A 15,781-nucleotide genomic window follows, 5' to 3' on the forward strand; every position below is an offset into this window, starting at 1 on the left:
GGACAATGCCCCTTCGCGTCATTTTCATGGGGACGCCGGAGTTTTCGGTGCCGACATTGCGCGCGATTGCCGATGCCGGACATGAGGTCGCGGCCGTCTACACGCAGCCGCCGCGAGCCGCCGGCCGGCGCGGCCTTGAGCTGACGCCGTCGCCGGTACAGCGCGAGGCGGAACGGCTGGGCATCGAGACGCGCACGCCGACGTCGCTCAAGGGCGAGGCCGAACAGGCAGCTTTTCGCGCGCTGCAAGCCGATATCGGCGTGATCGTGGCTTATGGCCTGCTGCTGCCCAGGGCGGTTCTTGAGGCGCCGCGACTGGGCTGCATCAACGGCCATGCCTCGCTGTTGCCGCGGTGGCGCGGTGCGGCGCCCATCCAACGGGCGATCATGGCGGGCGACAGCGAAACCGGCATGATGGTCATGCGCATGGAAGAAGGCCTCGACACCGGCCCGGTGGGGCTGGTTGAAAAATGCGTCATCGAACCCGATATGACCGCCGGCGATCTGCATGATCGATTGATGAGCGTCAGCGCCGCACTGATCGTGGAAGCGCTGGCGCGGCTGGAAAGGAATAGCCTGGCGTTCACCGCCCAAGCGGTTGAGGGGGTGACCTATGCCAAAAAGATCGATAAATCCGATACGCACGTGGATTGGACGCGACCCGCGGCCGAAGTTCACAATAACATTCGCGGCCTGTCGCCGTTCCCCGGCGCCTGGTGCGAGGTTGAAATTGGTGGCCGGGTGGAACGGCTGAAACTGCTTCGCTCGACGCTTGCGCAAGGTGTGGGCGAGCCGGGAGGAATTCTCGACGACCGCCTGACGGTCGCCTGCGGAGCGGGCGCGATCCGGCTGGTCGAAGTTCAACGGGCTGGCGGAAGGCCCGCCGCCGCGCAAGAATTCCTGCGCGGGACCAAGATCGAAAAAGGAATGAAACTGTCATGAGCATGATGTCGATACGCGCGGCGACGCCGCGGGATCGCGAGGCCATCCGTCTCGTCGAGGAGCACGCTTTCGGCCAGCAGGCGGAGGCCGGGCTGGTTGACGCGCTGGTTTCCGGCGGCGACGCCGTTGTCGAACTGGTGGCGGAAGAAGACGGGCAAGTGGTTGGCCACATCCTGTTTTCGCGTCTTTTCGTCCGCACCGGCGGCAAGGATTTCCCGGCGGTGGCACTGGCGCCGCTGGCGGTGGAGCCCTCCTTTCACGGCACCGGCATTGGCGGCGCGCTGATCCGCGAGGCTCACATCCGCCTGCGCGACGCCGGCGAGATGCTGGCCGTGGTGCTGGGCGACCCCACCTACTACGGCCGTTTCGGCTACAGCCACGCGCGCGCCGAAGGATTCGAGAGCGAGTACCAGGGCGAGGCGCTGCAGGCGCTGGCCTGGGGCGACGCTCCCGAAACCGGCCGGCTGGTCTACGCCTCGGCCTTCACCGCACTCGCCGCCTAGGCGAGTGCGTATAGCCGCCCGACATGCCGCGTTTTCGCCTCGACATCGAATATGACGGCAGCCTGTTTGCCGGCTGGCAGCACCAGGCGGACCAGCCTTCGGTGCAGCAGGCGATCGAGCAGGCGATCGAAAAATTCTGCGGCCAGCAGGTCCGCTTGCGCGCTGCCGGCCGTACCGATGCGGGCGTGCATGCGACGGCCCAGGTGGCGCATGTCGACCTGGCCAAGGCCTGGCCGGACGACAAGGTGCGCGACGCCGTCAACGCGCATCTGCAGGCCGCCGGCAACCGCATCGCGATCTTGAAAGCAACGACCGTCGTCGACGGCTTCGATGCCCGCTTCTCGGCTATCGGCCGTCACTATCTCTACCGCATCCTCAACCGGCGCGCGCCCTCGGCGCTGGAAAAGGGCAAGGTATGGTGGGTGCCGAAGCAGCTTGACGCCGCTGCCATGCACGAAGCAGCCAAAGTGCTGCTCGGGCGGCATGATTTCACCACCTTCCGTTCCACGCAATGCCAGGCCGAGAGCCCGGTGCGCACGCTCGACCGTCTTGACGTCAGCCGTTCGGGCGACATGATCGAAGTCAGAGCCTCGGCGCGTTCCTTCCTGCACAACCAGGTGCGCTCGATGGTCGGCTCGCTCAAGCGCGTCGGCGAAGGCGCATGGACGGCCGGCGATCTCAAGGCGGCGCTCGAGGCGCACGACCGCGCCGCCTGCGGCCAGGTGGCGCCGCCCGACGGGCTTTTTCTGATCGGCGTCGATTATCCCGGATAGAGTCCCGAAAGGCTCTGAGCTCCGGTGTCCGGAACCGTGATGCCAAGCAGCGCCTGCAGCCCGAACAGCACGATCAGCGAAGCGATGAACATGCCAACGAAGACAGCGGTCCCGATTGCGGCCCCCCTGCCGATGGTCGCGTTGGTCATGCGCCAGGTCAGCACCATCGACAGCGCGAACAACAGCAGCGACACAAGGCTGGAGATCTGGCTCGCCGAGGTCAGGAAAAGCCTGATCAGCGCGGACGGCAGCATCAGCCAGGCGGTGATGGCAGAAGCCCAGTTCGAGGCCACGACATAGTGCACGAAGCGGCCGCCGATGCCGGCGCGCGGCGCGACCAGAGCGAGTGCGACCAGAGGCAGCACCCAGGAACCGATATCGACTGTCGCCAGCCGCAACAGCATGCTGAAGCGGCCCGCGAAGGCATCGGGATCGCCGATCTCGTTGGCGATGCCGACCCAGCCGACGATCAATGCCGGCGCCGCGACGACGATGGCGAAAAAGGAATTCCAGAAACCATCGGCAGACAGGTCGAGCAGACGCAGGCCATCGGCCCTGCCGAGCATCAGTCGCCAGGCGCCGGTCAGCGAAACTTGGGTCTCGTCCGCCGAAAGCATGCTGCTCAGTCCTGTCCGAACCAGTCTTCGATGAAGCGCTGATAGATTTGCGTCAGCGTCTCGAGATCGGCAAGGGCGACGCGCTCGTCGACCATGTGCATGGTCTTGCCGACCAGGCCGAATTCGACAACCGGGCAATAGTCCTTGATGAAGCGCGCATCCGAGGTGCCGCCTGAGGTGGATAGCGCCGGTTCTCTGCCTACCACCGCCTTGACCGAGCCGCTCAACGTCTCGATCAGCCTGTCGTCGCGGGTCAGGAAGACATGGCTCGGCCGGTCGCGCCAGACGAGTTCGTAGTCGACCGGCATCTCCTTGCCGGGCCGGTATTTCTTGCGGCCCGCCGCCTGGTCGAGACGGTTGTGGATTTCGGCCTGTATGGTCTCGGCGGTCCAGCTGTCATTGAAGCGGATGTTGAAGGTGGCGGTTGCCTTTGCTGGAATGACGTTGGTGGCCGGGTTGCCTACGTCGATGGATGTCACCTCCAGATTGGTCGGCTGGAAATCCTTCGTGCCCTCATCGAAGACGGGATGCAGCAAAGCATCGATCAGGCTCATCAGCCCGCGTACCGGATTGTCGGCAAGCAAGGGGTAAGCGACATGGCCCTGGCGGCCATTGACGATGACGTCGCCCGACAGCGAGCCGCGCCGGCCGATTTTTATCATGTCGCCGAGCGCAGCCGGGTTGGTCGGCTCGCCGACGATCGATGCATCCCATTTCTCGCCCCTGGAAGCCGCCCATTCGAGCAGCTTCGTGGTACCGTTGATGGCCGGGCCTTCCTCGTCGCCGGTGATCAGCAGCGAGACCGAGCCCTTCGGGCCGCCATTCGCCTCGACATGGCGCGCTACCGCGGCGATGAAACAGGCGATGCCGCCCTTCATGTCGACCGCACCCCGGCCATACATCTCGCCATTGGCGATCTCGGCGCCGAAGGGCGGATGCGTCCAGGCGGCTTCGTCGCCGACCGGCACCACGTCGGTGTGTCCGGCGAACATCAGATGAGGGCCATTGCCGGAGCGCCTGGCATAAAGGTTCTCGATGTCGGGCGTGCCGTCTTCCGAAAACACCGGGCGATCGACGAGGAAGCCGAGCGGTTCCAGCATCGTCTGCAACGCGGTCAGCGCACCGCCTTCGGCCGGCGTCACGGAGGCGCAACGGATGAGGGCGGCGAGGTTTGCGGCGGGATCGGTCGGCAGCGTCATGGCAAAAGCGATAGTCGAAAGCTGAAGGCCTGTCACGGCCAGACGTAGGGGCCAGTCCTATGACCGGCGATACCGCCGACATTATGGTTTTCATGTCGTATAGTCGTGGGCCCGGTGCGGAGCGACTGGATGGCAAACGGGGACAAGAGAATCGTCATTGCCGGCGCCGGCAGCATCGGCTGCTATGCCGGCGGCTGCCTGGCGCTCGCCGGGCGCAAGGTCATCCTGCTGGCCCGGCCGCGCATCGAGGCGGCTCTGCGGCAAGGCGGATTGCGGGTCAGCGACCTTGAGGGCCGCGACCGGGGCCTCGAGCGGCAAGCGCTTGCCGTCACCACAGATCCAGCCGCCGCCTTGCCGCAGGCGGACGTGATCCTGGTCACCGTCAAGAGCGGCGCGACGCGGGAAATGGCTGCGCTCATCGCCGCACATGCCCCGCCGGACGCCGTGGTGGTGAGCCTGCAGAACGGCATCGACAATGCCGACAGGCTGCGCGCCGGTGTCGACGGGCGAACAGTGCTGGCGGGCATGGTGCCGTTCAATGTCGTGCAATCGGCCGACGGCGAATTGCCGCTGCGTGTCCACCGCGCCAGCGACGGCAAGGTCATGATCGAGGACAGCGATGCCGGTCTGATCAGCCTTCTCGGCGTCGAAGGGTTCCGGGTTGAAGTCCATGCCGACATGAAAGCCGTGCTGTGGGGCAAGCTTTTGATGAATTTGAACAATGCGCTGGTGGCGCTTTCGGGCCTGCCGCTGGCGAGCGAGCTTGCCGACCGGCGCTGGCGGCTGATCCTGGCAAGACAGATCGACGAGGCGCTCCAGGCCATGAAGGCGTCGGGCATCGAGCCGGCGCGGATCGCCGGCTTGCGGCCGGCGCTGTTGCCGATAGTGCTCCGCCTCCCCGATTGGCTATTCAGGCTGCTGGCGCGGCGGATGCTGGCCATCGACCCGGAGGCGCGTTCCTCCATGTGGGACGATCTGCAGCGCGGCCGGCCGACGGAGATCGGCGATTTGCAAGGCGCCGTTCTTCGCCTGGCGCAAGAAGCGGGCACGCCGGCGCCGACGGTCCGGCGGATCATCGCCCTGGTGCGTGAAGCGGAAGCGGCCGGCCGCGGATCGCCCGGTTTCGGCGCGGATCAGGTCGCCGCGCCTGAAGCGCGTCGCGTCTGAATGAATTCAGGCGACGCGGATCAGGCCTTCATTTTCATGCATACCGTCAGTAGCGTATCGCGATGATGGGCGCTCAGGGTTCGGCCGGTGCATTGGTGCGCTTGCCATAGCGGTTGGGTCCGGGCTTGCCCGGAAACAGGCAAAGCACGACGAAGGCGACGATCGAGACGACCGGCACGAACAGGATCAACGCCGCGATGCCGGGCTTGTCGAGGTCGTGCAGCCGCTTCACCGCCAGTGCGATGTTCGACCACAGCGAGGCGATGAAGGCGATGAAGAAGACGAACGACCACATGTTGCTCTCGGGCGAGCCTTCCGGCACCAGCGTGAAACGATAGAGCGGGAAGGCCTGGATGATGGCCACGAGCAGCCCACCAAGAAAATAGGCCGCGCGGCTGACGCGGCCCGATGTCTTGAAGAAAAGCCAAGTAAGGTTGGATCTGTCAGGCAAGCGGGTCCCGTCCATATTGATTGACACCCTGGGCGCCTTCGAGAACGCCGAGACCGATCAGCGTCCACCAGCCCGACTTGTCGCGGTCGTGCCAGCGTTTTGCATAGAGAGCAATCGCGAAATAGATCGACGCCAGCGCGACGAGCATGCCGATCCTGCCGCCGCCTGCGGTCGTGAAGCGCGTGCCGAGAATCGCATCGAGAATGAAGACAACAATACCGATGACGATGAATATACCGATGCCGGCCCAGAACTTGGCGCGATCGATGCGGCTGTCGAAGCTCGTCAGCAGATACTTCCAGTCCATGTCACCCCTCCATGTTGAACCGGCGCGACCGATCGTCGCGCCGGCGGAAGGTGCGCCCGCTTTCCAAAAAGATCAATCGCGCAGCAATTCGTTGATCGAGGTCTTGGACCGGGTCCTGGCATCGACCCGCTTGACGATGACCGCGCAATAGAGACTTGGACCCGGCTCATTGTTCGGAAACGGCTTGCCAGGCAGTGAACCGGCTACGACGACGGAATTCGGCGGCACTTCGCCGTAGAAAATCTCGCCGGTGGCGCGGTCGACGATCTTGGTCGATTGGCCAATGAAGACGCCCATGCCGAGCACAGAGCCCTCGCGCACGATGCAGCCTTCGACCACTTCCGAGCGCGCGCCGATGAAGCAATTGTCCTCGATGATGGTGGGACCGGCCTGCATCGGCTCCAGCACGCCGCCGATGCCGACGCCGCCCGACAGGTGCACATTCTTGCCGATCTGGGCGCAGGAGCCCACCGAAGCCCAGGTATCGACCATGGTGCCCGAATCGACATAGGCGCCGACATTGACGAAGGACGGCATCAGCACGGCGCCCGGCGCGACATAGGCCGAGCGGCGCACGATCGACGACGGCACGGCGCGGAAACCGGCCTTCTCGAAATCGACGGCGCTCCAGCCGTCGAACTTCGACGGCACCTTGTCCCACCACACGGCCTGGCCGGGACCGCCCTTGATGATCTCCATCGGGTTCAGCCGGAAGGACAAAAGGACGGCTTTCTTCAGCCATTGGTTGACATGCCACTGGCCATCGGCCTGGCGCTCGGCAACGCGGGCGGTGCCGCGGTCGAGCAGATCGAGCGCCGACTGGATGGCGTCGCGTGTCTCGCCTCTGGTCGCCGTCGAAATCGCGTCACGTTCCTCGAAGGCCTTGTCGATGGTCTTTTCGAGGCTCGCCAGATCCGGCTTCGACATGAATTCGCTCCATTACCAGGCTGTTAAGGGGCTGAGCCTTAACCTGTTTTGAAAATCGCGCGGACCCTATGTGAAGGCAGAGTAGGGGTCAATCGCGACTGCGCCATGGGACGGCGCAAGTGAATGAAATGGACGGACCTGACATCATGACACCCATGGAAAAGGCGGGCTGGACGCCGCTGCCGCATTCGGACGAGGATCTGGAGCGGGCCAGGAGCGTGCCGGACACGCCGCAGACGCGCGCCGAGACCTACCGCCTGGCGTGGAACGATCCCGACTTCATGACGCGGCGCGAACTGCGCGCGGTCAGGCTGCAGCTCGAACTCCTGAAGCCGGAGATGATCCTGGCCGAGCGCGGTATCCGCTCGACCGTGGTCCTGTTCGGGGGCGCGCGGCTGCCTGAACCCGGCGGCGAGGCCTGGGCGGCCAAAAACGAGACGCAGAAGAAAAACCTCGAGGAAAACAGCAAATATTACGAGGAAGCGCGCAAATTCGCCCGCCTGTGCTCGCAGCAATCGGCCAGTTCATACTACCGCGAATATGTCGTGGTGACCGGCGGCGGGCCCGGCGTGATGGAAGCGGGCAATCGCGGCGCCGACGATGTCGGCGCGCCCTCTATCGGCCTTAACATCGTTCTGCCGCACGAGCAGGCGCCCAATGCCTATGTGACGCCGGAACTCTGTTTCAACTTCCACTATTTCGCCATCCGCAAGATGCATTTCGTCATGCGCGCGAAGGCCGTCGCGGTGTTTCCCGGCGGCTTCGGCACGATGGACGAATTCTTCGAGACGCTGACGCTGATCCAGACCGGGCGCATGGAGCGCGTACCGGTGATCCTGTTCGGCAAATCCTTCTGGAAACGGGCGATCGATCTCGACTTCCTCGCCGAGCAAGGCACGATCAGTCCCGGCGACCAGGACATCATCGATTTCGTCGACACCGCCGACGAGGCCTGGGGCATCGTCAGCCGGTTCTATAAGTTAGGGGAGTAAGGGAGTAGGGCAGTAAGGCAGTATATCTAGAATCAAGGGCTGAGAGCGCCCCTCATCTTCCTACTGCCCTACTGCCCTACTGCCCTACTGCCCTACTGCCCTACTGCCCTACTGCCTTATCCCCACGACTATCTCCGTCAGAAACCCGGCCAAATCGTCGGTGACGAAGTCGACATCATCTTCCTGCGCCGGATCGCGCTCCCAGATTTCGGAGAATGTCGGCTCGAAATTGCGCGGCACCACCAGGACCGTCGTCATGCCCAGTGACTTCGGCACGGACAGGTTGCGCGCGAGATCCTCGAACATCACCGCATTGTGGCCGGTGACGGCGTGAAGTTCGGCGAATTTCTCGTAGGTCTGGCGCGCCGGCTTGGGGTTGAGCCCGGCGGCGACGATATCGAAGATGTCGTCGAAATGATCAAGGATGCCAAGCTGGCGCGCAGTGCGCTCGGCATGCCTGCGGTCGCCGTTGGTGAAGATGAACTTGCGGCCGGGAAGCTGGCGAATGGCGGTGCCGAGGACGGGATCCGGCACCAGCCAGGAATAGTCGATGTCGTGGACCTTCTCGAGGAAATCGTCGGGGTCTATGCCATGGCGCGTCATCAGCCCGTTCAGTGTCGTGCCATATTCCCGATAAAGTTCCTTTTGCAGCTTGCGCGCGTCCTCGCGCGGCAGCGACAGCAGTTCCCCGACATAGGCGGTCATCTTGACGTCGATCTGCGAGAACAGATTCGAATGATGCGGATAGAGCGTGTTGTCCAGGTCGAACACCCAGTCGGTGACATGGGCGAAGCGAGCGGGGTCGGGGTGTGTAGCCATGCGCCCCTTATGGCACGAAACGGACGATCTTGAAGGGGCTTTATCCACAACTTCTACGCGCCGAAAGTGGCAGAACAGTCTCACCGTTCAAATTTTAGGCATCCTGGAAAGGTGGCCTTCAGGGCTTGCTGGCACAGAGGCGGTCCAGTGGGAGCCAGCGATGAGCAGTATAATTCTGAAGTCCGCCACCATTGCTTTCGTCTCCGTCGCGGTTTCGCTCCTTCTGACCCTGATCATCGTCCCCGCCATGGGATTCCCGGTCAACCGCATGATCTGGCTGACCTCGACATTGTGTCCGCTGGTTCTTGCATGGGCGGCCTGCGCAAGCACGTTCTGGCACAGCGACAGGCTGAAGTCGGCGCATCGCGACCTTGCCCGCACGCACGCCCAGCTTGCCGCAGCGCATCGCCGGCTGGCGGAAAAGGCCAGCCGCGACGACATGACGGGCATGCTCAACCGGGAAAGCTTCTTTGCCGTGCTCAACGGCTCCCGGCACAAGCCCGATCGCGGCGCCTTGCTGATCATCGATGCCGACCATTTCAAGATGATCAATGACAGTTTCGGCCATCTGACCGGCGACGACGCGCTGCTCCTGATCGCCAGCGCCATCAAGCGCGGGGTGCGCGACGGCGACGTCCTCGGCCGCATCGGCGGCGAGGAGTTCGGCGCATTGCTGGTCGGAGCCACGGAACGGGAAGCCAAGCGCGTTGCCGAGCACATCCGCCGCGAGGTCGAGCTGATCCGCTTCCGGCCCGTGGACGAGCGGACCATTCCGCTGACCGTCAGCATCGGCGGAACCCTCTGCGACGAAAGCGCCAGCGTGTCGGAGCTGATGCGGGCCGCCGACCGGCGCCTCTACCAGGCCAAACATCGGGGACGCAACCTGGTGATCCTCGACACCGACATCTCCGAGGCGGCCTGAACGGGCTGATCCAGCATATCGGCTTGTTAAGGAGTCTCTAACCCTGTTTGCACTCGGCTGCGCATTGTTCCGGCTTGCAACCAGTTTTGGCACGCTTCTGGCTTCGATGATGAAGCATGTGCCGTTCAGGGAACATGCCTGGATGTTCAGGGAACATGCCTGGATAGAGACCCCGTCGAGAGACCTGTCATGAGTTTCCTTATCAAGAAGATATCGCGCCGAATGATCATGCAGACGCTGATCGCGGTGCCTGCCCTGTCGCTGTTCCGCAAATTGCCCGATGCGGGTTCTTCCGAAGCCGCCCCCGATGAGATCGTCGAGGTCAATGGCTGGATCCTGAAGCGGAGCGACCTGGCATGATCTTCGACAGTTATGAGGCGTTTCGCGCCGCGAATTTCACGCCCAGGGTCTGCGTTCTCGGCTCCGGCCCGGCCGGCACCACGATCGCCAGAAAGCTCGGCGCCGCCGGCATACCGGTCGTGGTGCTGGAGGCCGGCGGCAGGGAGTTCAGCGACACCTCGCAGGATTTCTACCGCGGCACCACGGTCGGCGATTTCTATTTCGATCTCGATATCACCCGGCTGCGGTTCATGGGCGGCAGCTCGAACCACTGGGCCGGCTGGTGCCGCGTGCTCGACAAACAGGATTTCGAGCCGAAGGCGTGGGTGCCGGACACGGGCTGGCCGATCCGGCGCAGTGACATTGAACCCTATCTGCGCGAAGTGCGCGAAATCCTGGAACTGCCGGATTTCCGGCCGGACGCGCCGATCTCGGACGACATCCGCTGGGTGCAGCTGATCAAGAGCGGTGCGGTGCGCTTCGCTGAAAAATACGCCGACGAGCTCGACAAGAGCAGGAACATCGCTGTCGTGCTCAACACCTGTGCCACCGAGCTTGCCGGCGACGGCAGACGCGTGACCGGCGCCAGGCTGCGGTCGCAGGGGCAGGATGCCGGCTTCTTCAGCGCCGACTACTTCATCGTCTGTACCGGCGGGCTGGAGAATTCGCGGCTGCTTTTGTGGTCGAACCAGCGCTCCAATGGCGGCGTCGTGCCGAACGCGACGGCACTTGGCCGCTACTGGATGGAACACCCGACCTTCCAGGGCGGCAACGCCATCCTGGCCGACTATGGCGCATTCGAGGTCGATGCGGTGAACGAGGCCTTCTTCTCGCCGATGCCGGCCGCGATGGAGCGGCTGCGGATCATGAATTTCGGCATCAGGCTGATCGAGACGCCCTATCCCGGCGTCAAGGACCTGATCGCGGATCTCGCCTGTACGGCGCCCAACATGGCGGAGTGGCTATCGGGCAGGCTCAACCAGAACCTGCGCTGCGCGGCCCAGCTCTATGTCGCCTGGGAGCAGGCGCCGCTGGCCTCGAATCGGGTCGAGCTGTCGAAGACCGTGGTCGACCACGCCGGCGTGCCGCGCATCGAGCTGCACTGGAAGAAATCGGACCTGGAACGCCGCACGCTGCTCGAAGGGCTGAGGCTTTTCGGGACGACGCTAGCCCAGAAGAATCTGGGCCGGGTGCGTATAGCCGACTGGATTTCGAATGGCGGCGACTACCCGACGGACGAGGAGACGGCCGGTCACCATCACATGGGCGGTACGCGCATGGGCACCGATGTCGCCACGAGCGTCGTGGATGCCAATTGCAAGGTGCACGGGATGGACAATCTCTATGTCGGCGGCTCCTCGGTGTTCTGCACCTCGGGCCAATGCAACCCGACGACGACGATCACGGCGTTGGCCTGCCGGCTCGGCGAGCATCTCGGCAAGGTGGTCGCCGCCTGATCGTTCCGCAGCCCCGCGAAATCACCTCATCCCGGCAAGGCCGCGTCACATGATGGCGCCGGAGCGGCTTAAAAGCCGTTTATGGCGATGCGCACCAGCACCACGGCGGCAGCCAGCGAGCGCTTCAGCGCTTGAGGGATCGCCGAGCTCCCAGCTCTTTGCCTCACGCTATTCTGGACGGAAAACCGTGAGCAGTTTTCCTGGTATTGCTCCTACGCCCGCCGCTCCGACCGGCCGAAACGCCGTTCGAGATAGGCCTGGCCGAACTCCAGCGTGATCGACAGGATCCAGTAGATCATCGAGGCGGTGATCAACATCTCGATATGGCGGAACTCCGTCTGGCCCATGGTGCGGGCGAGATACATGATCTCCCAGACGCCGACGACCGACACCAGGGACGAGTCCTTCAGCATGGCGATGAACTGGTTGCCGGTCGGCGGGATGATGACGCGCATGGCCTGCGGCAGGATGACCAGCGCCATGGTCTGGCCGGGACTCAGTCCAAGCGCGGTGGCGCCTTCGCTCTGTCCGCGCGGAATGCTTTCGATGCCGGCGCGGAAGATCTCGGTCATGTAGGCGCCATAACACAGCGACAACGCCAGAATGCCGGCCGGCACCGCGCCGATCACGTAACCGACCTGCGGCAGGCCGAGATAGATGATGTAGATCTGCATCAGCAAAGGAAGGCCGCGGAACAACGAGGTGTAGAAAGTGGCCAGCCCGTACACAATGCCGTTTCCGGTCAGTTTGGCGATCGCGCCGACAAGTGCGATGGCTGTCGCGATCAGGATCGAGATCGCCGAAATGTAGAGCGTGGTGGTGACGCCCTGGGTGATCAGGAAGCCGATCTTCCTGGCGATGAAGGCAAGCGACAGGTCGAAGGAATAGAAGAACAGCATCAGGAGCACGAACAGTTCGATCCAGACGCCGACGATCTGCTGCCGTCGGGGCAAAAGCAGCAGCAGCTTGCAATTCACCAGCACAACGAGCGCGATCAGCACTGCGGAAAGCGCGCGCGACAGGGCAGGGTTGGCCTGCAGCCAGCCGGATGCAACTGGAATCACCGAGCCGATCCAGCTTGACTTGATGCCCATCGCGTAAAGGCCGGCGGCCAACAGCGCCAGCACGAGCGCCGCCGCTGCGCGGCGGGTGATCCCCGGATAGAAGAGCATCAGCCTGCCGATCATGCCGTCACCTTGTCTTTCGTGGCGGCATGACGTTCTCGCCACCAGTCCTGCGCCTGCAATTTCCAGTAGGTGAGCTGCGCGGCCGCCAGGCCGGCGGCGCCGCCGGCCCAGCTCAATCCGAATGGCGCGAACTGCCGGTACCGGTCCGAAACGCCCAGAATGCCTTCCGCAACGACTTTTCCGGCGATGGCCGTGGTGTTGAGACCATGGCCGCCGAAAGCCGTGCAATACCAGACGCCCGGCTGCAATTCGCCGATCTGGGGCATCAGGTGACGGGCATAGGACATCAATCCGGACCAGGCCAGTTCGGTCTTGAGGTCCGCAAGCTGCGGATAGGTACCGATCATCTCGCGGCGCAACTCGCGCGCCAGCGCGTAGGCGGAAGCGGCGCGCGTGGTGATGCGCCCGCCCCACAAAAGGCGATTGCCGCCATCGACCAGCCGATAGTAGTCGCCGGCCCGCCGGTTGTCGCCGACCGCGTCCGTGGTCGCAACGGCTTGCGCGATCAGGCGCGGCGCCGGCTCGGAAACCATCACATAGGTCGCGATGGGCAGGAAGGCGCGGTGGAGCTGGGTGAATACCGGGCCGGTGTAGCCGCCGGTAGCCAGCACGACGCGAGTTGCCCGAAGCGTGCCCTCTCGCGTGCGCAGCATCTTTTGCGGCCCCGACAGATCACATTGCACGACTTCGGAGCTCTCATGGATGCTGCCGCCAAGCCGCTCGATCTCATCGGCCACGGAACGCAGATAATTAAGCGGATGGATGTGAAAGGCTTTCGGGTCGCGCAGGCCCTGATAGTAGCGAGCCGATTTAAGCACCGAACGGACGTCTTCTCTGCGCAGATATTGAAGCTCGTATCCGTGGTCGCGCGCCGTCTGGTCGGCATAGGCCTTGAGCGCGTCGCCATCGTCGTAGCGCAGGACGCTGACCAGCCCCTCGCGCGGCATGGCGGCCGATATGTCGAGAGCCTCGATGGTATGACGCACGAACTCGACGCCCTCGATCGACAGCCGGTGCAGTTGCCGCGCGGCCTCCTTGCCGACGCGTGCGGCAATGGTGTCGCCGCCGGTGGCGAAGCCAGGCGTGACGAAGCCGCCATTGCGGCCGGAGGCGCCGAAACCGACGACCTGGGCCTCCAGCACAGCGACGCGCAGCCCGGAACGCGACAGCTGCAACGCCGTGGTCAGGCCGGCCAGTCCTCCGCCGACGACGGCCACGTCACAGTGCGCCTCGCCGCGGAGCGGGGGCCTGATCTTCCGGTCGATCATGGTGCGGGCGTAGTAGGTGTCCGGATAGGCCATCGGCGACTTTCAACTGCATCCCGCTCGTCAGGAAAAGCGCGTAGCGCTTTTCCCTGGGGAATTGCGCAAGAACAAAGGTTTGGAGAGGGGTGGCGATTGTTTTAAACGCTGCACCGCTCCGGCATCTGACACGTGATGCCCGCCGGTCGCCGAGCGGTGGCCGGCGGGCAATCCAACGTCATTTGGCGCTGTAGTCCTTGCCGTACCATTTCGTGGTCAGCGCGGCGAGCGTGCCGTCCTTCTTCAGCTCGGCGATGATGCCCGAAACCTTTGCGGTCCACTCGGGATCGTTCTTCTCGGCGATGACCACGAGCGGTTCCCGGAAGGCATATTCCCCTTCGAGGATCTTCACGGGATAGCCGTTCTTGATGGCGTTCTGCGCCGTCTGCTCCGGCGCGATCACGGCATTCAGGCGGACGCCGTCGCCAAGCCGCAGGTCATCGAAGGGAAGCATGGAATCGGCGAAGGTGCGGATCTCGCCGGGCTCCAGCTTGTATTCGACGGGAGGCAGGCCGGGCGCGTCGATCTCAAGCTTGCGGCGGATGAAATCCTCCGAGGTGGTGGCCGTCTCGACGCCGATCACCTTGCCGTTGAGATCGGCGACCGACTTCGCGGTGCTGTCCTTGTGCACGACGTAGACATAGGGGCTGTAGTAATAGATGCCGACAAAATCGATCACCTTGGAACGGGCCTTGGTCGGCGTGACCGAGCCGACGCCGAGGTCGTAGCGCCCTTGCCAGCGGCCGCCGGTCAGGGTCGCCCAGTCGGGCGTCTCGAACGAGACCTCGACCCCCAGCCGTTTGCCGATCTCGCGCGAGACATCGATGTCGAAGCCGGCGAGCTCGTTGCTGTCATTGAGAAAGCTTTGCGGCGGCCAGGCGGCGTTGGTGGCGACGACCATCGCCTTCTTCGACGTGACGCGATCCAAAGTTTCTCCGGCCATGGCCGCCGTCGTGATCGCGAATGTCGCGACGGCAAGAATGGCGAAATCGAGCAGTTTTTTCAAAGTTATCCTCCCTTATGGATGCAGCTGAAATGACGGTACCTGCGTCGGGCACCAGTGGTTGTTTCGATCGGCCTCGTCCGCGACGTCTCCGCGGCGTACCGTGGCGTTCGGCTTGCGGATGCAAGTCCAACGCGGCTCGGTGTCGATTTGCGTCCATCGCAGCCGAAGCTGTTCCCCCTCATGGACTGGCGTTTGTGACAGTTGACACTCAGGTCGCGAAAAGCAGGGTTCCACCCGGCGAAATGCCGGATAATGGCAGCCATGCAGTCATTACGTGCCGTGAGGCGGCAAAATGCCGGATATTTGCGCCTTGCGCAGCCTGCACCGGCGGTTCCTGAGGATTGTCGCGGCGGTGGTTCAGCCGATAGGATCGCGCCGAGCGATTGGACGGGTTCCAGGGCGGATCGAAGGAGAGGATTGATTGTGGAATTGACCGAAAAAGATCGCCAGCTGCTCGCGCTGATGCAGAAGAACGCGCGTGAGCCGGTCGCATCACTGGCGCGTCAGCTCGGCGTATCCCGGACTGCCTTGCAGGAGCGCATACAAAAGCTCGAGGCGGGCGGGGTCATCGAAGGCTACGCGGTGCGGCTGACCAAGGAGGCGGCACAGAATTCCGTCCACTGTTTCACCTTCGCCGCCCTGAACAACAAGAGCTACCCGGACGTCTCCAGGAAGATCAAGGCGATGCCTTCGATCCAGGCGGTCTATGCCATAACCGGCGAGTGGGACCTGATCATCCATGTCGCGGCCGAGACGCTCGAGAAGCTGAACCGGGAAGTGAATGCGCTGAATGAAATCAGCGGCATCGTCAAAACCGCATCGCATGTGGTGATGGAGACGAAGTTCAATCGCAACATCTATGCCGCACTGTAG

At 63.7% G+C, this 15,781-nt stretch carries 18 protein-coding genes; 9 read left to right on the forward strand and 9 right to left on the reverse strand.

The window, feature by feature from the left end:
• Nucleotides 1–5 precede the first annotated feature (5 nt).
• Genes fmt through truA form a run of 3 tightly spaced genes read left to right on the forward strand, consistent with a single transcriptional unit; the run spans nucleotide 6 to nucleotide 2,217 of the window.
• Nucleotides 6–941 (forward strand): methionyl-tRNA formyltransferase, encoded by a 936-nt coding sequence (fmt, locus tag FJ972_RS02610; RefSeq protein ID WP_140524224.1) that lies wholly within the window; start codon nucleotides 6–8, stop codon nucleotides 939–941.
• The gene (locus FJ972_RS02615; RefSeq protein ID WP_140524226.1) at nucleotides 938–1,444 is read left to right on the forward strand and encodes a GNAT family N-acetyltransferase; all 507 of its coding nucleotides are present in this window, start codon (nucleotides 938–940) and stop codon (nucleotides 1,442–1,444) included. Before fmt ends, FJ972_RS02615 begins: the two co-directional genes overlap by 4 nt.
• A gap of 23 nt (nucleotides 1,445–1,467) precedes the next feature.
• Entirely contained in the window at nucleotides 1,468–2,217 is a 750-nt protein-coding gene (gene truA, locus FJ972_RS02620) for a tRNA pseudouridine(38-40) synthase TruA (RefSeq protein WP_140524228.1), read from the forward strand.
• Here the strand turns inward: truA and FJ972_RS02625 are convergent.
• Nucleotides 2,205–2,834: a transporter gene (locus tag FJ972_RS02625; RefSeq protein ID WP_140514320.1), complete on the reverse strand. Its 630-nt coding sequence runs from the start codon at nucleotides 2,832–2,834 to the stop codon at nucleotides 2,205–2,207. The two genes, truA and FJ972_RS02625, sit on opposite strands and share 13 nt — an antisense overlap.
• A gap of 5 nt (nucleotides 2,835–2,839) precedes the next feature.
• The gene (gene dapE, locus FJ972_RS02630; protein WP_140524229.1) at nucleotides 2,840–4,033 is read right to left on the reverse strand and encodes a succinyl-diaminopimelate desuccinylase; all 1,194 of its coding nucleotides are present in this window, start codon (nucleotides 4,031–4,033) and stop codon (nucleotides 2,840–2,842) included.
• 129 nt (nucleotides 4,034–4,162) lie between these two features.
• Between dapE and FJ972_RS02635 the strand changes: the two genes are divergently transcribed.
• On the forward strand, nucleotides 4,163–5,200 hold the full coding sequence (locus FJ972_RS02635) for a 2-dehydropantoate 2-reductase (RefSeq protein ID WP_140524231.1): 1,038 nt from the start codon (nucleotides 4,163–4,165) through the stop codon (nucleotides 5,198–5,200).
• A 73-nt stretch (nucleotides 5,201–5,273) separates the two neighbouring features.
• Here FJ972_RS02635 and FJ972_RS02640 read toward each other — a convergent pair whose 3' ends face one another.
• The 3 genes from FJ972_RS02640 to dapD all read right to left on the reverse strand — a co-directional run bounded on the left by FJ972_RS02640 (nucleotide 5,274) and on the right by dapD (nucleotide 6,885).
• Nucleotides 5,274–5,651 carry a DUF805 domain-containing protein gene (locus FJ972_RS02640; protein WP_224646216.1) on the reverse strand — a complete coding sequence of 126 codons (378 nt, stop codon included), beginning with the start codon at nucleotides 5,649–5,651 and terminating at the stop codon, nucleotides 5,274–5,276.
• Nucleotides 5,644–5,958: a DUF805 domain-containing protein gene (locus FJ972_RS02645; RefSeq protein WP_140524233.1), complete on the reverse strand. Its 315-nt coding sequence runs from the start codon at nucleotides 5,956–5,958 to the stop codon at nucleotides 5,644–5,646. The genes FJ972_RS02640 and FJ972_RS02645 overlap by 8 nt, the downstream gene beginning before the upstream one ends.
• Before the next feature lie 72 nt (nucleotides 5,959–6,030).
• Nucleotides 6,031–6,885: a 2,3,4,5-tetrahydropyridine-2,6-dicarboxylate N-succinyltransferase gene (dapD, locus tag FJ972_RS02650; RefSeq protein WP_140491451.1), complete on the reverse strand. Its 855-nt coding sequence runs from the start codon at nucleotides 6,883–6,885 to the stop codon at nucleotides 6,031–6,033.
• A gap of 146 nt (nucleotides 6,886–7,031) precedes the next feature.
• Between dapD and FJ972_RS02655 the strand changes: the two genes are divergently transcribed.
• Nucleotides 7,032–7,877 (forward strand): LOG family protein, encoded by an 846-nt coding sequence (locus FJ972_RS02655; RefSeq protein WP_140491453.1) that lies wholly within the window; start codon nucleotides 7,032–7,034, stop codon nucleotides 7,875–7,877.
• A 108-nt stretch (nucleotides 7,878–7,985) separates the two neighbouring features.
• Here the strand turns inward: FJ972_RS02655 and FJ972_RS02660 are convergent, their stop codons facing one another.
• Entirely contained in the window at nucleotides 7,986–8,696 is a 711-nt protein-coding gene (locus FJ972_RS02660) for a pyrimidine 5'-nucleotidase (protein ID WP_140491455.1), read from the reverse strand.
• A gap of 160 nt (nucleotides 8,697–8,856) precedes the next feature.
• Between FJ972_RS02660 and FJ972_RS02665 the strand changes: the two genes are divergently transcribed.
• From FJ972_RS02665 to FJ972_RS02675, 3 genes are all read left to right on the forward strand, one after another.
• Complete coding sequence (locus tag FJ972_RS02665; RefSeq protein ID WP_140491457.1) at nucleotides 8,857–9,618, forward strand: GGDEF domain-containing protein; 762 nt, start codon at nucleotides 8,857–8,859, stop codon at nucleotides 9,616–9,618.
• Nucleotides 9,619–9,807: 189 nt separating this feature from the next.
• Nucleotides 9,808–9,978 carry a hypothetical protein gene (locus FJ972_RS02670; RefSeq protein ID WP_181165184.1) on the forward strand — a complete coding sequence of 57 codons (171 nt, stop codon included), beginning with the start codon at nucleotides 9,808–9,810 and terminating at the stop codon, nucleotides 9,976–9,978.
• Complete coding sequence (locus tag FJ972_RS02675; RefSeq protein ID WP_140491459.1) at nucleotides 9,975–11,414, forward strand: GMC oxidoreductase; 1,440 nt, start codon at nucleotides 9,975–9,977, stop codon at nucleotides 11,412–11,414. Before FJ972_RS02670 ends, FJ972_RS02675 begins: the two co-directional genes overlap by 4 nt.
• A 212-nt stretch (nucleotides 11,415–11,626) precedes the next feature.
• Here the strand turns inward: FJ972_RS02675 and FJ972_RS02680 are convergent, their stop codons facing one another.
• The 3 genes from FJ972_RS02680 to FJ972_RS02690 all read right to left on the reverse strand — a co-directional run bounded on the left by FJ972_RS02680 (nucleotide 11,627) and on the right by FJ972_RS02690 (nucleotide 14,845).
• Nucleotides 11,627–12,601 carry an amino acid ABC transporter permease gene (locus FJ972_RS02680; RefSeq protein ID WP_140514310.1) on the reverse strand — a complete coding sequence of 325 codons (975 nt, stop codon included), beginning with the start codon at nucleotides 12,599–12,601 and terminating at the stop codon, nucleotides 11,627–11,629.
• On the reverse strand, nucleotides 12,598–13,902 hold the full coding sequence (locus FJ972_RS02685; RefSeq protein ID WP_140514308.1) for an NAD(P)/FAD-dependent oxidoreductase: 1,305 nt from the start codon (nucleotides 13,900–13,902) through the stop codon (nucleotides 12,598–12,600). Before FJ972_RS02685 ends, FJ972_RS02680 begins: the two co-directional genes overlap by 4 nt.
• A gap of 178 nt (nucleotides 13,903–14,080) precedes the next feature.
• Nucleotides 14,081–14,845, reverse strand: coding sequence for a transporter substrate-binding domain-containing protein (locus FJ972_RS02690; RefSeq protein WP_224519058.1), 765 nt, complete (start codon nucleotides 14,843–14,845; stop codon nucleotides 14,081–14,083).
• Between the two features lie 315 nt (nucleotides 14,846–15,160).
• Here FJ972_RS02690 and FJ972_RS02695 point away from each other — a divergent pair, with 315 nt between their 5' ends.
• A complete protein-coding gene (locus FJ972_RS02695) occupies nucleotides 15,161–15,781 on the forward strand; it encodes an Lrp/AsnC family transcriptional regulator (protein WP_224519054.1) in 621 nt (206 codons plus the stop codon).

Origin of the sequence: Mesorhizobium sp. B2-1-1 (assembly GCF_006442975.2) — a bacterium.
Taxonomy (GTDB): Bacteria; Pseudomonadota; Alphaproteobacteria; order Rhizobiales; family Rhizobiaceae; genus Mesorhizobium.

Coding starts and splice junctions, on each gene's coding strand:
- fmt (WP_140524224.1), top strand. CDS start 6: ATGCCCCTTCGCGTCATTTTCATGGGGACGCCGGAGTTTTCGGTGCCG.
- FJ972_RS02615 (WP_140524226.1), top strand. CDS start 938: ATGAGCATGATGTCGATACGCGCGGCGACGCCGCGGGATCGCGAGGCC.
- truA (WP_140524228.1), top strand. CDS start 1,468: ATGCCGCGTTTTCGCCTCGACATCGAATATGACGGCAGCCTGTTTGCC.
- FJ972_RS02625 (WP_140514320.1), bottom strand. CDS start 2,834: ATGCTTTCGGCGGACGAGACCCAAGTTTCGCTGACCGGCGCCTGGCGA.
- dapE (WP_140524229.1), bottom strand. CDS start 4,033: ATGACGCTGCCGACCGATCCCGCCGCAAACCTCGCCGCCCTCATCCGT.
- FJ972_RS02635 (WP_140524231.1), top strand. CDS start 4,163: ATGGCAAACGGGGACAAGAGAATCGTCATTGCCGGCGCCGGCAGCATC.
- FJ972_RS02645 (WP_140524233.1), bottom strand. CDS start 5,958: ATGGACTGGAAGTATCTGCTGACGAGCTTCGACAGCCGCATCGATCGC.
- dapD (WP_140491451.1), bottom strand. CDS start 6,885: ATGTCGAAGCCGGATCTGGCGAGCCTCGAAAAGACCATCGACAAGGCC.
- FJ972_RS02655 (WP_140491453.1), top strand. CDS start 7,032: ATGACACCCATGGAAAAGGCGGGCTGGACGCCGCTGCCGCATTCGGAC.
- FJ972_RS02660 (WP_140491455.1), bottom strand. CDS start 8,696: ATGGCTACACACCCCGACCCCGCTCGCTTCGCCCATGTCACCGACTGG.
- FJ972_RS02665 (WP_140491457.1), top strand. CDS start 8,857: ATGAGCAGTATAATTCTGAAGTCCGCCACCATTGCTTTCGTCTCCGTC.
- FJ972_RS02670 (WP_181165184.1), top strand. CDS start 9,808: ATGAGTTTCCTTATCAAGAAGATATCGCGCCGAATGATCATGCAGACG.
- FJ972_RS02675 (WP_140491459.1), top strand. CDS start 9,975: ATGATCTTCGACAGTTATGAGGCGTTTCGCGCCGCGAATTTCACGCCC.
- FJ972_RS02680 (WP_140514310.1), bottom strand. CDS start 12,601: ATGATCGGCAGGCTGATGCTCTTCTATCCGGGGATCACCCGCCGCGCA.
- FJ972_RS02685 (WP_140514308.1), bottom strand. CDS start 13,902: ATGGCCTATCCGGACACCTACTACGCCCGCACCATGATCGACCGGAAG.
- FJ972_RS02690 (WP_224519058.1), bottom strand. CDS start 14,845: ATGGCCGGAGAAACTTTGGATCGCGTCACGTCGAAGAAGGCGATGGTC.
- FJ972_RS02695 (WP_224519054.1), top strand. CDS start 15,161: ATGGCAGCCATGCAGTCATTACGTGCCGTGAGGCGGCAAAATGCCGGA.